The following is a 23,298-nucleotide window of genomic DNA, read 5'->3' on the forward strand; positions in this document are numbered from 1 at the left end:
GCGCGCACGGCTTCGGTACGCAAAAAAACGACAGTGGCGAGGGACGAACCCGCCGGCCCGCAGACGGATGCGCGATGGGGCGAGCGAAGGCGCAGCGATGGGGCCGGCGATGGGGCCGGCGAGGGGGCTGGGCGCGGTGCCCCGGCCTTACAGCAGGCCCTCGAACAGCATCACCTCGACCGGATCGCCGGCCGCGACGCCGCCTTGCTCGTGGCCCAGCACGATGAAGCAGTTGGCCTCGCTCATCGAGCGCAGCACGCCGGACCCCTGCTGGCCGGTAATGCGCACCTCCCACTGGCCGTCGGCGCCGCGCGCGAGGATGCCGCGCTGGTATTCGGTGCGGCCGGGCTTCTTGCGGATGGCGTGCGCGCTGCGCACGCGCATCAGCGGCGGCGGCGCGATGTCCGCGCCCATCATCCGATGCAGCGCGGCGCGGACGAAATGGTAGAAGGTCACCATCACGGCGACCGGATTGCCCGGCAGGCCGAACAGCAGCGCCTGATGGCCGTTCGACGCGATGCGGCCGAAGGCCATCGGCCGGCCGGGGCGCATCGCGATCTTCCAGAAGGTCACGTCGCCGAGTTCGGCCATGATCTGCCTGGTGTAGTCGGCTTCGCCGACCGACACGCCGCCCGAGGTGATCACCGCATCCGCGTTCTCGCACGCGCTGCGCAGCGCGGCCTCGAGCGCGGCCGGATCGTCGCGCACCACGCCCATGTCGATCAGCTCGACATGCAGGCGTCGCAGCATGCCGTGCAGCGTGTAGCGGTTCGAGTCGTAGACGCAGCCGGCGTCGAGCGGCTCGCCGATCGAGCGCAGCTCGTCGCCGGTCGAGAAGAAGGCCACGCGCAGGCGGCGCCGTACCTTGACCTCGGCGATGCCGAGCGAGGCCAGCAGGCCGAGGTCGGCCGGCTGCAGCACGCGCCCCTGGTTCAGCGCGGGTTTGCCGCGGGCCAGGTCCTCGCCGCGCAGGCGGCGGTTGTCGCCGGCCCGGACCGCGTCGGCGGCAAAGCGCACCGCTTCGCCGCCCGATTCGCTGCCCGCCCCCGGCACGGCCTGCGTGAATTCCTGCGGGATCACCGTGTCGCAGCCGACGGGCATCACGGCGCCGGTCATGATGCGTACCGCCTCGCCGGCCGCCGGGGTCAGCCCGTGGGTCTCGCCGGCCAGCGCGGTGCCGATGACGCGCAGCGTCACCTCGCCGCCGTTCGCCGCCTGCAGCGCGGCGCTGGAGAAGGCATAGCCGTCCATCGCGGAGTTGTCGTGCGCCGGCACGTCGATCGGCGAGACTACGTCCTCGGCCAGCACGCGATCCAGCGCCGAGCGGATCGCGACCTGCTCGATGCCGCTGACCGGTTCGATCACCTCGGCGATGATCCGGTTGGCCTGCTCCACGGGCAGCGCGCTGGGATCGTAGTCGGACAGGCAGGAGATCACGGATTGCAGGGACGGCATGGCAGGGTTCGCGTTGGGGTTCGGTTCGGGTTCGGGGCTCAGGCTGGCGAGGGGTCGTGCGCCGGTCGGGCAGCAGGGCAGCAGGGCAGCAGGACAGCAGGGCGGCGAGGGCGGTGGAGCAGCTCAGGGCCGCGCCTCGGCCCCCGCTCAGCGCGCCTCGAAGGTGCGCAGTTCGTCCAGCGTGTTGATGTTGGCGAAGGGCGCCGCGTCGTCGAACGGCACTTCGGCAAGCCGATGCTGCGAGGCCCAGGCCTCGATCTTGCGGCCGCCGCCGTTGAGGAAGACCACCAGGCTGTCCAGCGCGGTATGCGGCATCAGCAGGAATACCGGCTGGGTCTGGCGGCGGACCTGTTCGTCGACGGTAACCGGCATCGCCATCTCGGCGCCTTCGCGCTCGATTGCCTGCGCCAGCCGCGCGACCAGGTCGGTGGGCAGGAACGGCGAATCGCACGGGGCGGTGACCATCCAGCGGGTCTGGCACTGTTCCAGCCCCGCCAGCATGCCGGCCAGCGGGCCGGCGAAGTCGGGCACCGAGTCGGTGACCACCGGCACGCCGAACGATTCGTAGGCGGCCAGATTGCGGTTGGCGTTGATCAGCAGCGCGCCGGTCTGCGGCGCCAGCCGCATCATCGTGTGCATCGCCATCGGGGCGCCGCGCAGCGACTGCAGGCCCTTGTCGGTGCCGCCCATGCGGCTGCCGCGTCCGCCGGCCAGGATCAGGCCGGTAATGTCTTCGCGTTCGATCATCGCAGGTGTCGGTGAAAAGCGGTGAAGCGTTGAACGGAGTCGGAGGCGAGGCGAACGCCTAGCCGCCGATATAGGACATCTCGATCTTGCGCGCCGCGCGGGCCGCGCGCACCTGCGCGTCGCCGCGCTGCTCCGAATAGTTGTCGGTGCGTTCGCGCCAGACACCGGCGATCGCGTTGGCGATCTCGAGATCGCTGTGCCCGCCGCGCAGCAGCGCGCGCAGGTCGTAGCCCTCGGTGGCGAACAGGCACAGGTAGAGCCGGCCCTCGGTCGACAGCCGGATGCGGCTGCAATCGCCGCAGAAGGCGTGGGTGACGCTGGAAATCACGCCGATCTCGCCGGCGCCGTCGCGGTAGCGCCAGCGCTGCGCCGTCTCGCCGCTGTAGTTGGCGGCGATCGGCTCGAGCGGGAATTCCGCGTCGATGCGCGCGACCACTTCGTCGGACGGCAGCACCTCGTCCATGCGCCAGTGGTTGCTGGCGCCCACGTCCATGAATTCGATATAGCGCACGATGATGCCGCTGCCGCGGAAATGGCGCGCCATCGGCACGATCTCGGCGTCGTTGGTGCCGCGCTTGACCACCATGTTGACCTTGAGCGGCGCCAGCCCGACCGCCTGCGCGGTCTCGATGCCCTTGAGCACGTCCGCCACGGCGAAGTCGACGTCGTTCATGCGGCGGAAGGTGGCGTCGTCGATCGCATCGAGGCTGACCGAAACCCGCGTCAGCCCGGCATCGCGCAGCGCGCGCGCCTTGCGGGCCAGCAGCGAGGCGTTGGTGGTCAGCGTCAGGTCCAGCGGCTTGCCGGCGGGCGTCTCGATGCGCGCCAGCATCTCGACCAGCTTCTCGATGTTCTTGCGCAGCAGCGGCTCGCCGCCGGTCAGCCGGATCTTCTCGACGCCGTGGGCGACGAACAGCCGCGCGACGCGCTCGATCTCCTCGAAGCTGAGCAGTTCCGAATGCGGCAGGAAGGTGTAGTCCTTGTCGAAGACTTCCTTCGGCATGCAGTAGACGCAGCGGAAATTGCAGCGGTCGGTCACCGAGATGCGCAGGTCGTGCAGCGGCCGTCCGCGACGGTCGGCCAACAGCCCGGTCGGCGATTCCAGTTGCGCCGGAATCGCGGGCTGCATCGAGTGATAGCGATGCTCGCGCAGGTCGAAGATGGGGATGACGGATTCGGTCATGTCGTGATAGGTCGCCGCCAGACCGGCGCCGTTCTGCCGCCATTCTAGCCGAGCTTGCGTTGAGGGGTCGCCGAAGCGCCCGCGGGCACGCGCGGCCATGAAAAAGGGGACGGCCGTGCCGTCCCCCTGGATCGCGTCGTTCCCGCGCATGCGGGAAGCCAGCGTCGTTGAGAGCCCTCGGAGTCCCCGCTTTCGCGGAGACCATGGGGCTATCGTCGCGCTTGTTCGCGCTTATTCGCGCCTATTGCTGCGCGGCGGACTGCTGCTGCGAGTCCATGGTGACCTCGCGGCCGCCGGTCTCGACCAGCACCATCGGGCCCTGCGGCAGCGGCGGCAGCGGCTTGCGCTCGCGCGGCACCCGCGGCGCCGGCACGATGCGGGCAGCGGCTTCCTGCGCGGCACGGTACTTGGCGCTGTCGGTGTGCACCCACTGCAGGCCGGCGGCGTTCAGCATCGGCTCGAGCGCGTCGGCCGACAGCGGTGCGGCTGCTGCGGCCGGGGCCGGGGCCTGGGTTTGGGCCTGCGCCGGGGCAGCCTGCGGCTGCTGCGCTGCCGGGGCGCTGACCGCCTCGACGGTCTGCTGAGCGACCGGCTGGGCGACCGGCTGGGCGATCGTTTCCTCGGCTGGTTGCGGCACGGCCTCGGCGGCCGGGGCCGGCGTGGCTGGCATGGCGACCTCGGACGTCACGTCGGCCAACGCTTTCGTGGCTGCTTCGGTGGCTGCTTCAGTAGCCGCTTGCGCGGGCACTGCCTCGGCGGCTGCCGTGGCAGGCGCCTGCGGCGCCGGGGCGGTCGGGGCGACGGCCTCGGCCGGCGACACCTGCGTGGCGGCCGAGCTGCCCGGGGCCAGTTCGGCGGCGATCACCGGAGCCGGGGCCGGCTGGGCCGGCACGGCCTGGGTCGGCATCGCGGCGGTCGGTGCGACGCCCGCGCTTTCGGCTTCGGCAGCCGCGACCGCGGCGACCGGCACCGGCGTGACGTCGGCAGCCTCGCTGGCCTCGGCCAGGGCCTGGCCGGTGGCCGGCATGGTGGCGATGGCGTTCTCGGCCTGGCCTTCCGCGCCTTCTGCGTCGGCGGTCTCGGACGTTTCGGTGGTGGCGCCTTCCTCGCGCTCGCGGCGATAGCGGTTGCGGCCACGGCGATTGCGGCGGCGGCGCTCCTCGCCCTCGCCGTTTTCGGCGGTATCGGCGGTTTCCGGCAGGTCGGCGCGGACGGCACCAGCCTCGTCGGTCAGTGCGGCCACCGGCAGCGGCTGGGTCGGCACGCCGGCTTCCAGGTCGGCCTGGTCGGCGTCGGGGGCGCGCGCCTCGCTGCGCTCACGTTGCCGGTCGCGTTGGCGCTCGCGGCGTTCCTGGTTGCGTTCGCGACGGTTTTCGCTGCGCTCGGTGCGCTCGCCACGTTCGCCTTGCAGGGCGTCCGGCTGGCGGGCTTCGGCCTGCGCCGGCTGCGCCTCGCCCTGGCGCGGCTGGCGCGGCTGACGCTCGGCGCGATCGCCACGTTCGGCGCGCTCGCCGCGTTCCGCACGTTCCCCGCGTTCGGCACGCTCACCGCGCTCGGCGCCACGCTCGCCGCGTTCCGCACGCTGGCCACGAGCGGCCTGGCGCTCGCCGCGTTCGGCGCGCTCACCACGTTCTGCGCGGTCGCCACGCTCCGTGCGCTCGCCGCGTTCACCGCGCTGGCCACGTTCGCCACGCTGGCCGCGCTCGCGCCGGCCGCCTTCGCCATTGCCGCCGGTGCGGGCTTCCGCCGCGGCGGGCTTGGCCGGCTGCACGGGAGCCGGCGCCGGACGGGCGCCGAACAGGCCCTTGAGCCAGGCGATGAAGCCGCCGCTGCCGATCGGCTGCGTCGGCGCTGCCGGAGCGGCCGGCTTGGCGGCCGGGGCTTCCTGGCGCGGGGCGCGCTCGGGGCGCGGCACCGAAACCGGGGCCGGCTGCTCGGGGGTGATGCCCTTGACCGCGGCTTCCTGGCGCGGCTTGGCGTCTTCCTTCTTGCGGCTGCTGTAGCTGGTGTCCGCCTCCAGTTCCTTGGCGGCGGCCTCGGCCATGCGGTAGCTGGCCGTGCTCTCTTCCAGGCGCGGATCGTCGTGGCGCAGCCGCTCGAGCTTGTAGTGCGGCGTTTCCAGATGCTTGTTCGGGATCAGCAGCACGTTGACCTTGAAGCGCAGCTCGATCAGGTTGATGTCCTGGCGCTTTTCGTTCAGCAGGAAGGCGGCGACCTCGACCGGGACCTGGCAGTGGATCGCGGCGGTGTTTTCCTTCATCGCCTCTTCCTGGATGATGCGCAGCACCTGCAGGGCGGACGATTCGGTATCGCGGATATGGCCGGTTCCGTTGCAGCGCGGGCAGGTGATATGCGAGCCCTCGGACAGCGACGGACGCAGGCGCTGGCGCGACAGCTCCATCAGGCCGAAGCGGCTGATCTTGCCCATCTGCACGCGCGCGCGGTCATGGCGCAGCGCGTCCTTCAGGCGCGTCTCGACGTCCTTCTGCGCCTTGTTCGACTCCATGTCGATGAAGTCGATCACGATCAGGCCGCCCAGGTCGCGCAGGCGCAGCTGGCGGGCGATCTCGTCGGCCGCTTCCAGGTTGGTGCGCAGCGCGGTTTCCTCGATGTCGGCGCCCTTGGTGGCGCGCGCCGAGTTGACGTCGACCGAGACCAGGGCCTCGGTGTGGTCGATCACGATGGCGCCGCCCGACGGCAGCATCACCATGCGGGAATACGCGGATTCGATCTGGTGTTCGATCTGGAAACGCGAGAAGAGGGGCACGTCGTCCCGGTACTTCTTCACGCGGTTCATGTTGTCGGGCATCACCACGCTCATGAAGGCGCGGGCTTGCTCGTAGATGTCGTCGGTGTCGATCAGGATCTCGCCGATGTCGGGCTGGAAGTAATCGCGGATCGCGCGGATCACCAGGCTCGACTCGAGATAGATCAGCAGCGGCGCCTTGTTGTCCAGCGCGGCGCCGTCGATGGCCTTCCACAGCTGCAGCAGGTAGTTCAGGTCCCACTGCAGTTCCTCGGCCGAGCGGCCGATGCCGGCGGTGCGGGCGATGATGCTCATGCCGTCGGGGACGGTCAGCTGGCCCATCGTCTCGCGCAGTTCCTGGCGATCCTCGCCCTCGATGCGGCGCGACACGCCGCCGCCGCGCGGGTTGTTCGGCATCAGCACCAGATAGCGGCCGGCCAGCGAGATGAAGGTGGTCAGCGCCGCGCCCTTGTTGCCGCGCTCTTCCTTCTCGACCTGGACGATCAGTTCCTGGCCTTCGTGCAGCGCATCCTGGATGCGCGCGTTGCGCACGTCGACGCCTTCCTTGAAGTAGGCACGGGCCACTTCCTTGAACGGCAGGAAGCCGTGGCGCTCTTCGCCGTAGTTGACGAAACACGCTTCGAGCGACGGCTCGATGCGGGTGATCACGCCCTTGTAGATATTGCCCTTGCGCTGCTCGCGCCCGGCGGTCTCGATGTCGATGTCGATCAGTTTCTGACCGTCGACGATGGCGACGCGCAATTCCTCCTGCTGCGTCGCATTGAACAGCATGCGTTTCATCGCAAACCCTCGTTCCAATGCCGCGGCCGGCACCGGTAGTGCCGCGCGGCGTTTCGAAAGCACGCGAGGAAGCGAGAGGTGGCGTGAGAATTGCCGAAGGCGCCGGGGCGAATGCAAGCCGCCGGCTGGGCACGGGTGAAAGAGAGAGACGTCGGCGCGCTGCGCGGGGTTCGGACCGCCATGCCCGCCATGCGCGAGCTGCGCGCAGGGTCAGGCGGCGATATCGGACGGAGGCCGGGGTGCGGGGGAGGGCAGCGACGACAGGATGCCGCTTGCGCTTCGGCTCGCACCGGGGCCGGCCACGAACGGCCAGGACGCGTCAAAGAGCAAGGTTGTCGGACGCGGCGGCATGCCACCACGACCTGAGCGACCGACAAGGCAGGCGCACCTGCTGCTTGTTGGAGTTCTGCGACCGGGCGCCGCGATTGTCACCATGTCGTCGATCAGGCGAGGGGCCAGGCAACCGGCCGGCACCGATTTCCGGTGCGGCGGGACTTTCTCTCACCGAAGCGAATGCCGTATTGGCATCCGCCTTCAAATTCTGTTCTACCTGAACACTCTGCTCCCACGTGACCGCGTCCGCGCCGAACCCGCCTTTGGGCGGTTTTCCTGCGCACAGCCGGTACCGTGCGTGCTGCTTGTTACTTTATTTACTGCTGTAGGCTGCCAGCGGAGCTGTCGGCCTGTACCGCCATTTGCCCGTCCGGCGCCTGCGGATTACGCGATGGCGGGGGACCGGGCCGGGCCAGCGGTGACCCGAAGTGTAAAATGCGACAATTCGCTTACACCGCTTGCGCTGCCGGCTATGGCCGGGGTAGCGCGGAAATTATATTTGAAAATGAATGAGTTACGCCATCGAATTGAAAAAGAGGTGCGATCCGGCACGGATGCGCCCCAGGTGGCGTATGTGACCATCGGGGAAGACGCCGACGGTCAGCGTATCGACAACTACCTGCTGCGGGTCGCCAAGGGCGTGCCCAAGAGCCATGTCTACCGGATCCTGCGCTCCGGCGAGGTACGGGTTAACAAGGGCCGCGTCGATGCGACCTACCGGCTGAAGCTGGGCGATGTTGTGCGCATTCCGCCACTTCGGATGTCGGCGACGGCGGCGGCCGACGTCTACGTGCCCGCGGCCTCGTTTCCGGTGCTGTTCGAGGACGCGCATCTGCTGGTGATCGACAAGCCGGCCGGGGTGGCGGTGCATGGCGGCTCCGGCGTGGCCTTCGGCGTGATCGAACAGCTGCGCCAAGCGCGCCCCGAGGCCCGCTTTCTGGAGCTGGTGCACCGGCTCGACCGCGAAACCTCCGGCATCCTGCTGCTGGCCAAGAAGCGCGCCGCGCTGGTGCACCTGCACCAGCAGATCCGCGACAACGCGATGGACAAGCGCTATTTCGCCTGCGTCGCCGGCGAATTCGGCCACAACCGCCAGCACGCCCGCTTTCCGCTGTTCAAGTACACCACGCCGGACGGCGAGCGCCGCGTGCGCGTGCAGGCCGATGGCCAGCCGTCCCATACGGTGTTCAACCGTGTCGCGTCCTTCCCCGGCTACACGCTGCTGGAGGCCGAGCTCAAGACCGGCCGCACCCATCAGATTCGCGTGCATCTGGCGCAACTGGGCTTTCCCATCGTCGGCGACGACAAGTACGGCGACTTCGCGCTGAACAAGGCACTGGCGCGCGCTGGCGCCAAGCCGGGCCTGAAGCGGATGTTCCTGCACGCGCACCGGTTGACGTTCGTGCATCCGGGTACCGGCCAGCCGTTGACGCTCAGTGCGACGCTGCCGGACGAGTGCGAAGCCTTCCTGCGCCAGCTGAAGCAGATGGGACAGGCCGGCCACGCGTCTACGACCCACGCCCCCTAGCCGGATGACGTCATCGTCACCTCGGCGGCCCAATTTTTTCGATCGAGAACCCCCATGGCCCGGCAACGCTTCGACCTGATCGTCTTCGACTGGGATGGAACCCTGATGGATTCCACTCCGACCATCGCCAAATGCATCCAGCTTGCCAGCCGCGACCTTGGCCTGCCGGTGCCCGACGAGGACGCCGCCCGCCACGTGATCGGACTCGGGCTGAGGGACGCGCTCGAATATGCGATCCCGACGCTGGACCCGGTCGACTATCCGAAGCTGGCCGAGCGTTATCGGTATCACTTCCTGACCCGCGACGCCGAGCTGGTGCTGTTCGACGGCGCGCTGGAGATGCTGCAGGCGCTGCGGGCCCAGCACTATTTCCTCGGCGTGGCCACCGGCAAGACCCGCGTCGGACTGCAGCGGGCACTGGCCGCCACCGGCCTGACGGCGCTGTTCGATGCCACGCGCTGCGCCGACGAGACGTTCTCCAAGCCGCATCCGGCAATGCTGCACGAGCTGACGCGCGAACTGGGCCAGGAGATGGGGCGCACCGTGATGATCGGCGACACCACGCACGACCTGCAGATGGCGGTCAACGCCGGCGCCCACGGCATCGGCGTCTGCTATGGCGCCCACCCGGCCGATTCGCTGCGGGCGATGACGCCGCTGCACTGCGCCAGCTCGATCGCCGACCTGCACGACTGGCTGCATACCCATGGCTGATGCCGGTCCCGGACCCGATCGACCCGGCTCGGCGGCGGGCACGCCGGCTGTGCCGGCCGGCGCGCGCCGGCTGTGCGCGGCCGACGAGCTGGCCGAAGGCGGCGTCGGCGTGCGCTTCACGGTCGCGATCGGCGGCCGCGAGATCGGCGCCTTCGCGGTGCGCTACGAGGGCGCGGTGCATGGCTATCTGAACCAGTGCGCCCATGTGCCGATGGAGCTCGACTGGCAGGAAGGCCACTTTTTCGAATCGTCGGGCCTATACTTGATGTGCGCCACACATGGCGCGATCTATGCGCCCGACAGCGGACTGTGCGTCGGCGGACCGTGCCGCGGCGCTTCGCTCGCCAAGCTGCGGGTCGAAGAGCGCGACGGCGCCGTCTACTGGATACCGGAGTCGCCGTACGACGATCCGCCGGCGTCGCCGTCGCCACCGCCGGTGCCGTAGGCGGCGGAAGCCGCGACCGCGCATCGGAAACCCCGAGAACCGCGATTTGACCGAGGAAATCCTCGGGGCCGCCTGCGCAACGATGTTTGCGCGGTGACACCCGTTCGAGAGTATTTGCATGACAGACCAGAACAAACCGCCGGTGAACCCGAACGAGCCGGATGCCGAACCGGGTCGCCACGACGAGGGCCAGGGCCGGCGAGAGGGCGGAAGCGAGGGCCGAAGCGAGGTCCGGCGTGAGGGCGGGAACGAGCCCGGCGAGCGGCTTGAAACCGCGCCCCACGCCGACTATCCGCTCGAGGCCGAGGTCAGGGACGCCGAGGCCGCCGCGCGCCGCGAGTCGGTCGAGCGCAAGGCGCGGCTCAAGGGCGAGTCGGCGGGGCCGGTCAAGACCGGCGCCGGCTGGGAGCGCGATGTGCTCGAGCGCGTGCTGATGGCGACCTTGCGCGAGCAGCGGGCCGCGCGCCGCTGGAAGATCTTCTTCCGTCTTGCCGGCTTCGCGCTGGTCGCGCTGGTGCTGTTCTCGCTGTTCGACTTCAAGCCCGACGGCGCCATCACCAGCGGCCGGCATACCGCGATGGTCACGCTGGAGGGCGAGATCGCCGCCGGCACGCCGGCCAGCGCCGAATCGATCAATGCCTCGCTGCAGGCCGCCTTTGCCGATGCCAACGCCGCCGGCGTGATCCTGAAGATCAACTCGCCCGGCGGCTCGCCGGTGCAGGCCGGCATCATCAACGACGAGATCCAGCGCCTGCGCTCGCTGCATCCGTCCAAGCCGCTGTATGTGGTGGTCGAGGAGATCTGCGCCTCGGGCGGTTATTACGTGGCGGCCGCGGCGGACAAGATCTATGTCGACAAGGCCAGCATCGTCGGCTCGATCGGCGTGCTGATGGACGGCTTCGGCTTTACCGGGCTGATGGACAAGCTCGGCGTCGAGCGCCGGCTGTACACCTCGGGCGCCAACAAGGGCATGCTCGACCCGTTCTCGCCCGAGTCGCCGCAGCAGAAGGCCTTTGCCGAGCAGATGCTGCGCCAGATCCACGAGCAGTTCATCGCGGTGGTCAAGGAAGGGCGCGGCAACCGCCTGAAGGACGATCCGACGCTGTTCTCCGGCCTGTTCTGGTCGGGCGAGCGCAGCATCGAGCTGGGCCTGGCCGACGGCCTGGGCAGCGCCGAATCGGTGGCGCGCGACGTGCTGAAGGCCGAGAACATCGTCGACTACACGGTCAAGGAGAACATCGCCGAACGCGTGGCCAAGCGCTTCGGCGCCGCGGTCGGCACCGCGGCCGCCAAGACGCTGATGTGGAGCTCGCGGGTGCAGTCGCTGTATTGATTCGATCGCCAGGGGGCGCTCGCGTACCGCGCGCGGCGCGGCTTGCTCGCCGGCTCCCGGCCTGGTGGCCTGCGTGCTTCTGGGCTTGCTTGGCCCGGCCCCGGCTGCCCGCTCCTCGGCTCCCCGGCTCCCCGGCCCCCTCGGCGCGGCCCCAAGGCCTGCCGGACGGCGCGGCCAGCCGCTCAAGCCGCCAGGATCGAAAAGATCGCCGGCCGCTTGTGCAGTTCAAGCCGGCCCGGCTGCCAGGCCGACAGCGGCTGCGTGACGATGGTCTCGCTCGGCAGCGTCAGGTCCACCGCGATCGACAGCAGCGTGGTGCCGGCGCAGCTGGCCTTCAGCGCCGCCAGCAGCGCATCGTTGCGATACGGCGTCTCGATCCAGACCTGGGTTTGCCGGTGCTTGCGCGACCATTGCTCCAGTTCGCGCAGGCGCTGCGTGCGCTCGGCCGGATCGACCGGCAGATAGCCGTTGAACGCAAAGCTCTGGCCATTGAGCCCGGAGCCCATCACCGCCAGCAGGATCGAACTCGGGCCCACCAGCGGCCGCACGCGCACGCCGCGCGCATGGGCGAGCCGCACCAGATTGGCGCCGGGGTCGGCCACCGCCGGCACGCCGGCCTCGGACAGCAGGCCGGCGTCGCGGCCGGCCAGCACCGGGGCCAGCAGTTCCGCCAGCGCCGCCTCGGGCGTATTGACGTTCAGCTCGCGGATCTCGATCTGCTGGATCGGCCGCGCCAGCGGACAGGTCTGCCCGAGCTTCTTCAGATAGGCGCGCGCGGTCTTGGCGTTTTCCGCGACCAGGTAGTCCAGGCTCGCGGCGATCTGCTGCACGTCGGCCGGGATCACGGCCGGCAGCGGATCGGCTTCGTCGCGTTTGCCGAGCGTGTTGGGAATCAGGTATAGCGTGCCGCTCATGTGCGGATGTCCTCGACAGCGAAGAAGGAAGGTCCGGGGAATCAGGCCTTGAAGAAGGGATAGCCGGCGCGGCGCAGCATGCTGGTCAGCGCGATCAGCGGCAGGCCGACCAGCGCGGTCGGATCGTCGGACTCGACGCGCGACAGCAGCGCAATGCCGAGTCCCTCCGATTTGGCGCTGCCGGCCACGTCATAGGGCCGCTCCAGCCACAGATAGGCTTCCAGTTCGTCGTCATCCAGCTCGCGGAAGGTCGCCTGGGTGCGCACGTCCTCCAGCTGGACCTCGCCGCTGCGGCCGTCGAGCAGGCACAGGGCCGAATGGAACGTCACGGTGCGGCCGCGCATCCAGCGCAATTGCGCCAGGGCCTGCTCGTGCGAGCCGGGCTTGCCGACCTGCGTGCCGTCCAGCGTGGCGACCTGGTCGGAGCCGATCACCAGCGCGCCGGGGTGGCGGGCCGCGATCGCCTCGGCCTTGCGGCGCGACAGGCGCAGCGCGGTCGCCTCGGGTGTCTCGCCCGGCAGCGGCGTCTCGTCGATGTCCGGCACGTCGATCTCGAACGGAATGCGCAGGCGCTCCAGCAGTTCGCGGCGATAGCGCGAGCTGGAACCGAGAATCAGCCTGGGAACCGCGGCCGGTGCCGCGTGGGAAGCCACTTCGGGCGCCGCACCGGGCGCCGCATCGCGTGTCACAGCGGAAGACATATAAGTGTTTGAAGCGAAAGAGGAATGCGCAACGGGCAAAGCGCGTTCGGTTTTGACCGCGGCGGAGATTTCGACGTATAATCACGCGTTTTACCGCGCAGGCATCCGCCGCGTGGTGTCCTGCAGGTGCCAAAGTCCGCTCGATTTGGACTTTGTGCGGCGGCCTCGTCACTCGACGGTTGCGGCGGCGACAGGACCAGCGTTCAGCAGCATTGCCAGCGCCAGCTTGGTACAAGGTACAGAGGCGCACTCAGCGACATGACTCAGCCCATCGACTTGCAAGCGTTCGATCTCTTCGAGTTCTGCCGGTCCTCGGGCTCGGCGGCCGGCGAGATCGCGGCGCGTGAATTGCCGCGCATCATAGCCGAGACCTCCGCCGAAGCGCCAGCCTCGGCCCCGGACGAAGTGTTCCGCTACACCATGAGCGGTTCCACTCAGGACGAAGCGGCCGAGCCCGGCAAGCCGGCGCGCCGGCGCCTGTTTCTCGATCTGGCGGTGCAGGGCAGCATGTGGCTGAACTGCCAGCGTTGCCTGGCGGTCTACGCCGAGCCGATCTCGACCGCGACCCGCTTCGAGGTGGTGGCCAGCGAAGCCGAGGCCGACGCCGCGCCGATGGACGACGACGAGATCGATGTCATCGCGGGCTCGCGCCGGTTCGATCTGCTGGCGCTGATCGAGGACGAGATCCTGCTGTCGCTGCCGGTGGCGCCGAAGCACGAGGTCTGTCCGGCGGTGCACGAGAGCCTGGTGACCGGCACCGACGGCAGCGTCGAGCCGGAACCCGAGGACGAGCAGGAAGAAAAGCGGCCATCGCCCTTCGCGGCGCTGGCCAGTCTGAAGACGAAGCACTGACGCCCGGACATGGTCCGCGGCGGCGCGCTTCGGCAGTAAAAGCGTCGTACCCGTAATCAGCATCCGGCCGGGCCCGGCTACGCCTCGTGCGGGATGCGTGTGTTAATATCCGCAAATTCTCCAAGGAGTCATCATGGCTGTTCAACAGAACAAGAAGTCGCCGTCCAAGCGCGGCATGCATCGTTCGCACGATCACCTGTCCGTCGCGCCGCTGGCAGTCGAGCCGACCACGGGTGAGACGCACCTGCGCCACCACGTGAGCCCGAACGGCTACTACCGTGGCCGCAAGGTCGTCAAGACCAAGAACGACTGAAGCATTCGCTCGGCGTGACGCTGCGTCCCGCACGCGCTTGCAGGTAGAAGACATACAAAGAAGCGGCAAACTCCTTGCCGCTTTTTTGTTGGGCGCGGCAAGCGTGGACGCTGGCGCCGCTTTCCCTGCGAGGCCACCGCAGCGCGGATTCGGCGCCTCGCGCATCAGCAAACAATGACGATCAAACTCGCTATCGACTGCATGGGCGGCGATCACGGCGTGTCCGTGACGGTGCCGGCGGCGATCAGTTTTCTTGCCGCCCACGAGGATGCCGAGATGGTGCTCGTGGGGCGGCCGGATGCCATCGAGCCGCAGCTCAGGAAGCTGCACGCGCAGAACCATCCGCGCGTGACCGTGGTGGCCGCCACCGAAGTGATCACGATGGACGACCCGGTCGAGGTCGCGCTGCGCAAGAAGAAGGATTCGTCGATGCGCGTCGCGGTGACCCAGGTCAAGGAAGGCCGCGCCGACGCCTGCATCTCGGCCGGCAACACCGGCGCGCTGATGGCGGTGTCGCGCTATGTGCTCAAGACGCTCGAAGGCATCGAGCGCCCGGCCATCGCCACCACGATCCCGAACGAGCAGGGCTGGGGCACCACGGTGCTGGACCTCGGCGCCAATGCCGACTGCGAACCCGAACATCTGCTGCAATTCGCCCGCATGGCCGAGGCCATGGTGGCAGTGGTCGACCACAAGGAACACCCGACGGTCGGCCTGCTGAACATCGGCGAGGAAGTGATCAAGGGCAACGAGGTGGTCAAGCGCGCCGGCGAGCTGCTGCGCGCCTCGGAGCTGAACTTCTACGGCAACGTCGAGGGCAACGACATCTTCAAGGGCACCACCGACATCGTGGTGTGCGACGGCTTCGTCGGCAACGTGGCGCTCAAGAGCACCGAAGGCCTGGCCAAGATGATCGGCAGCATGATCAAGGAGGAATTCACCCGCTCCTGGTTCACCAAGCTGCTGGCCGGCATCGCGATGCCGGTGCTGACGCGGCTGGCGCGGCGGCTCGATCCCGCCCGCTACAACGGCGCCTCGCTGCTCGGGCTGCGCGGCCTGGTGATCAAGAGCCACGGTTCCGCCGATGCCCACTCTTTTGAGTGGGCTATCAAACGCGGGTATGATGCGGCCAGGAATGGCGTCATCGCCCGTATTTCGCAGGCGTTCGCCAACAAGACGAGCACCGCGGGCACCGCATCCGCGGGCCAGGAGACGGACCCGCCGGACGCGGGTCGCAGCGCACACGCCGCATGATCCTGCCCTGCATCACCCAGGCAGCGGCGACGCCGGTGCCCCTGGTCCCACGCCCCGCGCGCCAGCACCGGCCAGGCCGGCATGCCGCCGCGGCGGGGTCGCGCTGAGTCCGGCAATACGATCCGACACCACATGACAAGCTACGCAAAAATCATCGGCACGGGGAGCTACCTGCCTCCGCGGCGCGTCACCAATCACGAGCTCGCGGCGCAGCTGGCCGAGAAGGGCATCGAGACCAGCGACGAGTGGATCGTCTCGCGCAGCGGCATCTCGGCGCGCCACTGGGCCGAGCCCGATGTCACCAGCAGCGACCTGGCGGTCAAGGCCGCCGAGCGCGCGCTGGAAGCGGCCGGCATCGATCGCCAGTCGATCGACCTGATCATCGTCGCCACCTCGACGCCGGACTACGTGTTCCCGAGTACCGCCTGCCTGGTGCAGCAGAAGCTCGGCATCACCAACCATTGCGCGGCGTTCGACCTGCAGGCGGTGTGCTCGGGCTTCGCCTATGCGCTCGCCACCGCCGACAAGTTCATCCGCAGCGGCTCGCATCGCAACGTGCTGCTGATCGGCGCCGAAGTGTTCTCGCGCATTCTCGACTTCAACGATCGCACCACCTGCGTGCTGTTCGGCGACGGCGCCGGCGCGGTCGTGCTGACCGCTTCGGACGAGCCCGGCGTGTTGTCCTCGGCGATGCACGCCGACGGCAGCCATGTCGATATCCTGTGCGTGCCGGGCAATGTGGCGGCCGGCAATATCACCGGCAATGCCTTCCTGCACATGGATGGCCAAGCGGTGTTCAAGCTCGCCGTCAGCGTGCTCGACAAGGTCGCGCGCGAAACGCTGGCCGCGGCAGATTTCCCGGCCGAGAAGCTCGACTGGCTGATTCCTCACCAGGCCAATATCCGCATCATGCAGGGCACCGCGAAGAAGCTGGGCCTGCCGCTCGAGCGCATGATCGCGACCGTGCACGAGCACGGCAACACCTCGGCCGCGTCGATTCCGCTGGCGCTCGACGTCGCGGTGCGCGACGGGCGCATCCGCCCCGGCCACCACGTGCTGATGGAAGGCGTGGGCGGCGGTTTCACCTGGGGCGCGGTGCTGCTGCGCATGTAATTCGCAGGCCGGTGCCCGGCATCGGCGCGCGGCAGCCGCTGCGCGACCGGATGCGTGATGGCGCACCGGCGATTCCATTTTCAAACCGATCGGAAACCGATGAAATTCTCATTCGTCTTCCCCGGCCAAGGCTCGCAGTCGGTCGGAATGCTCAATGCCTTCGCCGACAACCCGGTGGTGCGCGCGACGCTGCAGGAAGCGTCCGACGCGCTCGGCCAGGACCTGGCGCGCCTGATCGCCGAAGGTCCGGCCGAAGAGCTGAACCTGACCACCAATACCCAGCCGGTGATGCTGACCGCCGCGGTGGCGATCTACCGCGCCTGGCGCGAGGCCGGCGGGCCGGCCCCGGCGCTGGTGGCCGGCCATAGCCTGGGCGAGTATTCGGCGCTGGTCGCCGCCGGCGTGATTCCGTTTGCGGATGCCGTGCCGCTGGTGCGTTTCCGCGCCCAGGCGATGCAGGAGGCAGTGCCGGTGGGCGAGGGCGGCATGGCCGCGATTCTCGGCCTGTCCGACGACGACGTGCGCGCCGCCTGCGCCGAGGCCTCGGCCGCCGGCGTGGTCGAAGCCGTCAACTTCAACGCCCCGGCGCAGGTGGTGATCGCCGGCGCCAAGGCGGCGGTCGAAAAGGCCTGCGAAATCGCCAAGGCCAAGGGCGCCAAGCGCGCGCTGCCGCTGCCGGTCTCGGCGCCGTTCCATTCGTCGCTGCTCAAGCCCGCCTCGGACCGCCTGCGCGAACGCATGGCGGGCCTCACGTTCTCGGCGCCGTCGATCCCGCTGATCAACAACGTCGACGTGGCGATCGTCAACGATCCGGAGGCGATCAAGGACGCGCTGGTGCGTCAGGCCGCGGCGCCGGTGCGCTGGGTCGAGTCGGTGCAGAAGATGGCCGCCGACGGCGTCACGCATGTGATCGAATGCGGCCCGGGCAAGGTGCTGGCCGGCCTGACCAAGCGCATCGACGGCAATCTGGTCGGCGGCGCGATCGTCGATCCGGCCTCGCTGCAGGACACGCTGGCGCTGGTGCGCGGCTGATTCGCGTACGGCAAACGGATACGGCTAGGCCAAGCGAACAAGGAGAAATAACGGGATGAGCAAGACCCTGGACAATCAGGTCGCGCTGGTGACGGGCGCCTCGCGCGGCATCGGCCGCGCGATCGCACTGGAACTGGCCCGGCAGGGCGCGCTGGTGATCGGCACGGCCACCAGCGAGAAGGGCGCCGCCGCGATCGGCGAATACCTGGCCGCCGAGCAGCTCAAGGGCGCCGGCGCGGTGCTCGACGTCAACGACGCGGCGCGCTGCGAGGCGCTGATTGACGAGATCGTCAAGAATCACGGTGGCATCCATATCCTGGTCAACAATGCCGGCATCACGCAGGACCAGCTGGCGATGCGGATGAAGGACGAGGACTGGAGCGCGGTGATCGACACCAATCTGACGGCGGTATTCCGCCTGTCGCGCGGTGTGCTGCGGCCGATGATGAAGGCCCGCGGCGGACGCATCATCAACATCACCTCGGTGGTCGGCTCGACCGGCAATCCGGGCCAGATGAACTATGCTGCGGCCAAGGCGGGCGTGGAAGGCATGACGCGGGCGCTGGCCCGCGAGATCGGCAGCCGCAACATCACCGTCAATTGCGTCGCACCGGGGTTTATCGATACCGATATGACCAAGGTGCTGTCGGAAGAGCAGCATGCCGCGCTCAAGACCCAGATTCCGCTCGGCAGGCTCGGTCAGCCGGAGGACATCGCCAATGCGGTGGCTTTCCTGGCCGGTCCGCAGGCGGCTTATGTGACCGGCACCACGCTGCATGTCAACGGTGGCATGTATATGAACTGAGGGGGCGCGACGCCTTGGCGTCACCCCCTTTTTTAGAAGAACGGGCGCATTTCTTGCGAAAGACTGCGGACGGCATTTTCACGGGCCAAACCTGCTAAAATGCGCCCACTTTTTTGTCGAACTTCCCTGGAGGGCTAAATGGACAATATCGAACAACGCGTCAAGAAGATCGTGGCAGAGCAACTCGGCGTCGCCGAAGCCGACATCAAGAACGAATCCTCGTTCGTGAACGACCTCGGCGCCGACTCGCTGGACACGGTTGAACTCGTGATGGCGTTGGAAGATGAATTCGGCATGGAAATTCCCGATGAGGAAGCCGAAAAGATCACGACCGTGCAGCAGGCCATCGACTACGCCTCGGCGCACGTCAAGGCGTAAGCCTGTCGTATCCGGATTCCGGGCCACAGAAAACGGGCGAAGGGGTCGTCAGATCCCGTTGTGCCGTTTTCTGTGGCTTTCGTTTGTTCGAGCAAGCGGAGTTGCGGTGGAGCTGAACCTGGCTCCATCAGCGGCCATCGTGCCGCCGCGCTGCCGGCCCCGGATCGGGTCCGTCGGTCCGGCCGGCATGTTGGCCGATGCGCCGGTCCGCCGGCGCGGCGGAATCGCCATGGCGCCTTCACGGTGCCGCGGGCTGCCGCCCGTTCCGCCTTGCCTCATCCACCCGTAGGAAATCATAGTGAGCCGTCGTCGCGTCGTCGTCACCGGGCTCGGCCTTGTGTCTCCGGTCGGAAACACGGTTGCCGAAGGCTGGGCCAATCTGGTTGCCGGCAAGTCCGGCATTGCCACCATCACCAAATTCGATCATTCCGCGCTGGCGGTGCATTTCGCCGGCGAGGTGAAGGGCTTCAACGTCGAGGACTACATCCCGGCCAAGGAAGCGCGCCATATGGATACCTTCATCCACTATGGCATCGCGGCCGGCACCCAGGCCCTGCGCGACAGCGGCCTGGAAGTGACCGAGGCCAACGCCGATCGCATCGGCGTGCTGGTCGGCTCGGGCATCGGCGGCCTGCCCATGATCGAGGATACGCACGCGGAGCTGACCAACCGCGGCCCGCGCCGGATCTCGCCCTTCTTCGTGCCCGGCTCGATCATCAACATGATCTCCGGCCACCTGTCGATCAACCATAACCTCAAGGGCCCGAACCTGGCCGCCGTGACCGCCTGCACCACCGGGCTGCACAGCATCGGCCTGGCCGCGCGGCTGATCGAGGCGGGCGACGCCGACGCGATGCTCGCCGGCGGTGCGGAATCGACCGTGTCGCCGCTGGGTATCGGCGGTTTCGCCGCAGCGCGGGCGCTGTCGACCCGCAACGACGATCCGGCAGCCGCCTCGCGTCCGTGGGATGTCGATCGCGACGGCTTCGTGCTGGGCGAAGGCGCCGGCGTGATGATGCTCGAGGAGTACGAGTCGGCCAAGGCGCGCGGCGCGAAGATCTACGCCGAACTGTCCGGCTTCGGCATGAGCGGAGACGCGTTCCACATGACGGCGCCGAGCACCGACGGTCCGCGCCGCTGCATGGTCAATGCGCTGAAGAACGCAGGCGTCAACCCGGACGAAGTGCACTACCTGAACGCGCACGGCACCTCGACGCCGCTGGGCGACAAGAACGAGTCCGACGCGATCAAGCTGGCCTTCGGCGAGCACGCCTACAAGATCGCGGTGAACTCCACCAAGTCGATGACCGGCCATCTGCTGGGCGGCGCCGGCGGCCTGGAGTCGGTCTTCACGGTGTTGGCGCTGCATCACCAGGTCGCGCCGCCGACGATCAATATCTTCAATCAGGACCCCGAGTGCGATCTCGATTACGTGCCGAACACCGCGCGTGAGATGAAGATCGACGTGGCCGTCAAGAACAACTTCGGCTTCGGCGGTACCAACGGCACGCTCGTCTTCCGTCGTGCCTGAAGCCGGCGCCCGCCGGCCCCTCCCTTGCTTGCTGTCCCGGGGACGTCATCCGCAGCGTTGGCTGCTGGCGGCGTTCCTGGGCTGCGAGCTTGCCGCGTTGCTGTGGTTGCTGTGGCGGGCAGGGCAGGGTTGGGCGGCGGGCGAGACGGCGCCGCTGTGTTGGGCGGTCCTGGCAGTGGCTGCCATGCTGTCGGGTGGCCGTACCTGGCGAGGGGCGTGGCGGGCGGCGGCATGCCGCCTTGCCGGCGTCGCGCCGGGCGGTTCGGCGGCTCGGATCGTCGTCGCGTTGCCCGACGGCGGCCAGGTGAGGGCCCGCGTGGTGGCGTGCTGGCAGTTGGGCGGGGTTGCCGCGGTGCTTCGGCTGGCGCCTGTGGAGTCCGGGCAAGCCGCCGTGCCGCCCGTGCTGGTGATGGGCAGCGGTGGCGTTCCGGACGATCGGGACAGCGCCTCCGGTGCCTCCCGGCGAGCGATGCTGCGGGCGCTGCATGCGTCCTCTGGGCCGCTTTGAACACGATCGGCGGCCCAAGCGGTGCCGCTTAATGCATACTGACGCCCGGTGGCATTCGCCCCGGCTGTCAATACGCTTTTCGCTCCGCGGCGGTTTCGCGGGGTGCGGCGTAGGTAAAATACAACGTTTGTTTTGACAGCGATACCAAGAGATACACTGCAGGTGAACTATTCGTGAGCGAACGCGAAGCCGACCAGCTCCTTGTTGAACGCGTCCAGCAGGGCGACAAGCGGGCCTTTGAACTGCTGGTGGCCAAATACCACCGCAAGATCATCCGGTTGATCTCGCGTCTGGTCAGGGACCCCGCTGAAGTGGAGGATGTGGCGCAGGATGCCTTTATCAAGGCATATCGCGCCTTGCCCCAATTCCGCGGGGAATCGGCGTTCTACACCTGGCTGTATCGGATCGCTGTCAACACGGCCAAAAACTACCTGGCCACGCAGGGCCGCCGGCCCGAGGCGTCCAGCGACATCGATGCCGAAGAGGCTGAAACTTTTGCGGATGGTGAGCAACTAAGGGATATCAATACGCCGGAGTCGATGCTCCATACGCGCCAGGTGGCAGACACCGTCAACCGCGCCATGGAGGCCCTGCCGGAGGAATTGCGAACCGCCATCACGCTGCGCGAGATCGAAGGCCTCAGCTACGAGGAAATCGCCGAAGCGATGGGGTGTCCGATCGGTACGGTCAGATCGCGCATTTTCCGGGCACGCGAAGCGATTGCGGAAAAATTACGCCCGCTGCTGGGAACGGCAGAAGGCAAGCGGTGGTAGAAGTCAAAGACATGTCGTGCGGCCAGCGTTGCAGCCTGCTCCTGCATCGAGAAGCGACAGTATTGTGACGGGATTGTTCGGTGTTCGATGGTTATCGAGGGGTTGGAAATGGGTCAGGCTCACAGGCAATCGGTTCATGCGCCCGAGGCAGCGGAGCAGATTTCCGCATTGATCGACGGCGAACTGGCGCCGCATGAATTCGAGGCCGTGCTGGCGCTCGCGAAAAGCGAGCCGGGCCAGGAGCAATGGTCGGTGTTCCAGTTGATCGGCGATACGCTGCGTTCCGAGGAGCTGGCCCATGCCGGCTCGACCGCGGCCTTCGTGTCGCGCTTCGCCAGCCGTCTCGAAGACGAGCCGCATCTGCTGGCGCCGGCCGCGCTGGCCGATGCGCCGGTACGCCGCCACCGTCTGCTGCTGCGCCCGTCGTGGGTGCGCCGCGTGATGCCGGGCACCGCGATCGCGGCCGCCGTCGCGGCGGTCAGCTGGGTGGTGGTGCCGCAAATGCGCGATGCCGATCCGGCCGCGCCCGGCGCCATCGTCGCCAGCACCAGTGAAGGCGTCCCCGCGGCGCCCAAGGCCACCGGCGTGCTGACCGTCGCCGCCGATGCCGGCCAGATGATCCGCGATCCGCGCCTGGACGAGTACCTGCGGGCTCACCGGGTGTCCGTGACGACCAACGCCATGGTGCCGACCATGCGCAACGTCGCCAATAGTGCAAGCTTCTCTCAGGACAACACGCAGGAATAATGCCGGACATGCAAAAAGGATGGGCGCCCGCCCATGCAGCGGGCGCACAAGGAATAAGGGCCCTGAGGAGGTCCTTTTTTCTCGCCTTGTGCCTGACGGCCGCGGTGGCGACGGCACAGACGCCCGAGCCCACGCTGGCGCGCCGCGATGCCGCGGCCTGGCTTGGCAAGATCCACCGCGCCGCGCAGCGCGAAAACTACGTCGGTACTCTGATCTACCAGCGTGGCAGCGTGATGCATGCCTCGCGCATCCAGCATTTCAGCGACCTGGTGCACAACGAGTACGAGCGGCTCGAGACGCTCGACGGCAAGCCGCGCGAGGTCCTGCGCCAGAACGACATCGTCCATAGCCTGATCCCCGAAGCCAAGCTCGTGGTGGTCGAGCGCCAGGACGCCAAGGACCGTTTCCCGGCACTGCTTGCCACCAACAAGGGCGATGTGCTCGATCTCTACGAGATGCGCAGGCTGTCGCCCGAACGCGTGGCGGGCATGGAATGCGAAGTCTTCTCGCTGGTGCCGCACGACGGCGCCCGCTATGCGGTCCGCCTCTGGGCCGAGAAGCATTCCGGCCTGCTGATGCGTGCGCAGACCATCGGCGAGGGCGGCAAGGTGCTCGAGCAGGTCGCGTTCTCGCAGATCGAGATCGGCGTGCCGTCCGAAAAGCAGAAGATCCTCGGCGCGATCAAGAGCGCCGCCAACTGGCAGCGCTACGAGATCAACTACCAGCCGGCCAATATCGCCGAAGAGGGCTGGCTGATCACGGTGCCGGTCAAGGGTTTCCAGAAGATTCGCGAGGTCCGTCGCCCGCTGGGCGACCTGCGCAGCGCGCAAGGCAGCGGCCGCGAACAGGTGTTCGAGGTGCTGCAGGTCGTCTACAGCGATGGCCTGACCGGGCTGTCGGTATTCATCGAACCGGTATCGGAACAGCGGGTGCGCCGCGAGGGCGTTGCCTCGCTGGGCGCGACCCAGGTGGTGGTGCGCAAGGTCGCCGATTTCTGGATCACCGTCGTCGGCGAGGTGCCGGCGGCCACGGTCAAGCAGTTCGCGGCCGCGGTGGAATACCGCGCGCCCAAGCCACGCTGAGCCGGGATGC

The 23,298-nt window shown here is 68.2% G+C and carries 22 protein-coding genes; 16 read left to right on the top strand and 6 right to left on the bottom strand.

Annotation, left to right across the window (positions count from 1 at the left end; translation table 11 throughout):
- Nucleotides 1-147: 147 nt before the first annotated feature.
- From glp to K7G19_RS12695, 4 genes are all read right to left on the bottom strand, one after another.
- Nucleotides 148-1,455 (bottom strand): gephyrin-like molybdotransferase Glp, encoded by a 1,308-nt coding sequence (gene glp, locus K7G19_RS12680; protein WP_226107527.1) that lies wholly within the window; start codon nucleotides 1,453-1,455, stop codon nucleotides 148-150.
- Nucleotides 1,456-1,602: 147 nt separating this feature from the next.
- Nucleotides 1,603-2,202 carry a molybdenum cofactor guanylyltransferase MobA gene (gene mobA, locus K7G19_RS12685; RefSeq protein ID WP_226107529.1) on the bottom strand — a complete coding sequence of 200 codons (600 nt, stop codon included), beginning with the start codon at nucleotides 2,200-2,202 and terminating at the stop codon, nucleotides 1,603-1,605.
- 58 nt (nucleotides 2,203-2,260) lie between these two features.
- Nucleotides 2,261-3,385, bottom strand: coding sequence for a GTP 3',8-cyclase MoaA (gene moaA, locus K7G19_RS12690; protein ID WP_149317021.1), 1,125 nt, complete (start codon nucleotides 3,383-3,385; stop codon nucleotides 2,261-2,263).
- 241 nt (nucleotides 3,386-3,626) lie between these two features.
- Nucleotides 3,627-6,932, bottom strand: a complete 3,306-nt coding sequence (locus K7G19_RS12695) for an Rne/Rng family ribonuclease (RefSeq protein WP_226107531.1) — start codon at nucleotides 6,930-6,932, stop codon at nucleotides 3,627-3,629.
- A gap of 838 nt (nucleotides 6,933-7,770) precedes the next feature.
- Here K7G19_RS12695 and K7G19_RS12700 point away from each other — a divergent pair.
- The 4 genes from K7G19_RS12700 to K7G19_RS12715 all read left to right on the top strand — a co-directional run bounded on the left by K7G19_RS12700 (nucleotide 7,771) and on the right by K7G19_RS12715 (nucleotide 11,285).
- On the top strand, nucleotides 7,771-8,793 hold the full coding sequence (locus K7G19_RS12700) for an RluA family pseudouridine synthase (RefSeq protein WP_226107533.1): 1,023 nt from the start codon (nucleotides 7,771-7,773) through the stop codon (nucleotides 8,791-8,793).
- Nucleotides 8,794-8,847: 54 nt separating this feature from the next.
- A complete protein-coding gene (locus K7G19_RS12705; protein ID WP_226107535.1) occupies nucleotides 8,848-9,507 on the top strand; it encodes an HAD-IA family hydrolase in 660 nt (219 codons plus the stop codon).
- The gene (locus tag K7G19_RS12710; RefSeq protein ID WP_150082695.1) at nucleotides 9,500-9,952 is read left to right on the top strand and encodes a Rieske 2Fe-2S domain-containing protein; all 453 of its coding nucleotides are present in this window, start codon (nucleotides 9,500-9,502) and stop codon (nucleotides 9,950-9,952) included. The genes K7G19_RS12705 and K7G19_RS12710 overlap by 8 nt, the downstream gene beginning before the upstream one ends.
- Before the next feature lie 118 nt (nucleotides 9,953-10,070).
- Nucleotides 10,071-11,285, top strand: coding sequence for a S49 family peptidase (locus tag K7G19_RS12715; RefSeq protein WP_226107537.1), 1,215 nt, complete (start codon nucleotides 10,071-10,073; stop codon nucleotides 11,283-11,285).
- Between the two features lie 182 nt (nucleotides 11,286-11,467).
- Here the strand turns inward: K7G19_RS12715 and K7G19_RS12720 are convergent, their stop codons facing one another.
- On the bottom strand, nucleotides 11,468-12,199 hold the full coding sequence (locus K7G19_RS12720; protein WP_149317027.1) for an SAM-dependent methyltransferase: 732 nt from the start codon (nucleotides 12,197-12,199) through the stop codon (nucleotides 11,468-11,470).
- 41 nt (nucleotides 12,200-12,240) lie between these two features.
- Entirely contained in the window at nucleotides 12,241-12,900 is a 660-nt protein-coding gene (locus K7G19_RS12725; protein ID WP_370639533.1) for a Maf-like protein, read from the bottom strand.
- Nucleotides 12,901-13,158: 258 nt separating this feature from the next.
- On the opposite strand from K7G19_RS12725, the gene K7G19_RS12730 reads away from it, so the two are divergent.
- The 12 genes from K7G19_RS12730 (at nucleotide 13,159) to K7G19_RS12785 (ending at nucleotide 23,288) form a co-directional block, all read left to right on the top strand.
- Entirely contained in the window at nucleotides 13,159-13,752 is a 594-nt protein-coding gene (locus K7G19_RS12730) for a DUF177 domain-containing protein (protein ID WP_226107541.1), read from the top strand.
- A gap of 133 nt (nucleotides 13,753-13,885) precedes the next feature.
- On the top strand, nucleotides 13,886-14,065 hold the full coding sequence (rpmF, locus tag K7G19_RS12735) for a 50S ribosomal protein L32 (RefSeq protein ID WP_006577657.1): 180 nt from the start codon (nucleotides 13,886-13,888) through the stop codon (nucleotides 14,063-14,065).
- Nucleotides 14,066-14,239: 174 nt separating this feature from the next.
- Nucleotides 14,240-15,319, top strand: coding sequence for a phosphate acyltransferase PlsX (plsX, locus tag K7G19_RS12740; protein WP_149317030.1), 1,080 nt, complete (start codon nucleotides 14,240-14,242; stop codon nucleotides 15,317-15,319).
- 132 nt (nucleotides 15,320-15,451) lie between these two features.
- Nucleotides 15,452-16,432 (top strand): beta-ketoacyl-ACP synthase III, encoded by a 981-nt coding sequence (locus tag K7G19_RS12745; RefSeq protein ID WP_149317031.1) that lies wholly within the window; start codon nucleotides 15,452-15,454, stop codon nucleotides 16,430-16,432.
- A gap of 99 nt (nucleotides 16,433-16,531) precedes the next feature.
- On the top strand, nucleotides 16,532-17,464 hold the full coding sequence (fabD, locus tag K7G19_RS12750; protein WP_149317032.1) for an ACP S-malonyltransferase: 933 nt from the start codon (nucleotides 16,532-16,534) through the stop codon (nucleotides 17,462-17,464).
- A gap of 55 nt (nucleotides 17,465-17,519) precedes the next feature.
- Nucleotides 17,520-18,269: a 3-oxoacyl-ACP reductase FabG gene (gene fabG / locus K7G19_RS12755; RefSeq protein ID WP_053822165.1), complete on the top strand. Its 750-nt coding sequence runs from the start codon at nucleotides 17,520-17,522 to the stop codon at nucleotides 18,267-18,269.
- A 138-nt stretch (nucleotides 18,270-18,407) separates the two neighbouring features.
- Nucleotides 18,408-18,647: an acyl carrier protein gene (acpP, locus tag K7G19_RS12760; protein ID WP_006577662.1), complete on the top strand. Its 240-nt coding sequence runs from the start codon at nucleotides 18,408-18,410 to the stop codon at nucleotides 18,645-18,647.
- Between the two features lie 298 nt (nucleotides 18,648-18,945).
- On the top strand, nucleotides 18,946-20,178 hold the full coding sequence (fabF, locus tag K7G19_RS12765) for a beta-ketoacyl-ACP synthase II (protein ID WP_226107543.1): 1,233 nt from the start codon (nucleotides 18,946-18,948) through the stop codon (nucleotides 20,176-20,178).
- Between the two features lie 28 nt (nucleotides 20,179-20,206).
- Nucleotides 20,207-20,686 (top strand): FUSC family protein, encoded by a 480-nt coding sequence (locus K7G19_RS12770; RefSeq protein ID WP_226107545.1) that lies wholly within the window; start codon nucleotides 20,207-20,209, stop codon nucleotides 20,684-20,686.
- 173 nt (nucleotides 20,687-20,859) lie between these two features.
- The gene (rpoE, locus tag K7G19_RS12775; RefSeq protein ID WP_006578764.1) at nucleotides 20,860-21,459 is read left to right on the top strand and encodes an RNA polymerase sigma factor RpoE; all 600 of its coding nucleotides are present in this window, start codon (nucleotides 20,860-20,862) and stop codon (nucleotides 21,457-21,459) included.
- A gap of 108 nt (nucleotides 21,460-21,567) precedes the next feature.
- A complete protein-coding gene (locus K7G19_RS12780) occupies nucleotides 21,568-22,206 on the top strand; it encodes a sigma-E factor negative regulatory protein (protein WP_226107547.1) in 639 nt (212 codons plus the stop codon).
- An 8-nt stretch (nucleotides 22,207-22,214) separates the two neighbouring features.
- Nucleotides 22,215-23,288 carry a MucB/RseB C-terminal domain-containing protein gene (locus K7G19_RS12785; RefSeq protein WP_226107549.1) on the top strand — a complete coding sequence of 358 codons (1,074 nt, stop codon included), beginning with the start codon at nucleotides 22,215-22,217 and terminating at the stop codon, nucleotides 23,286-23,288.
- The last annotated feature ends 10 nt before the right edge of the window (nucleotides 23,289-23,298 follow it).

It is taken from the genome of Cupriavidus sp. DB3, assembly GCF_020418465.1.
In the GTDB taxonomy this organism is placed as follows: Bacteria; Pseudomonadota; Gammaproteobacteria; order Burkholderiales; family Burkholderiaceae; genus Cupriavidus; species Cupriavidus cauae.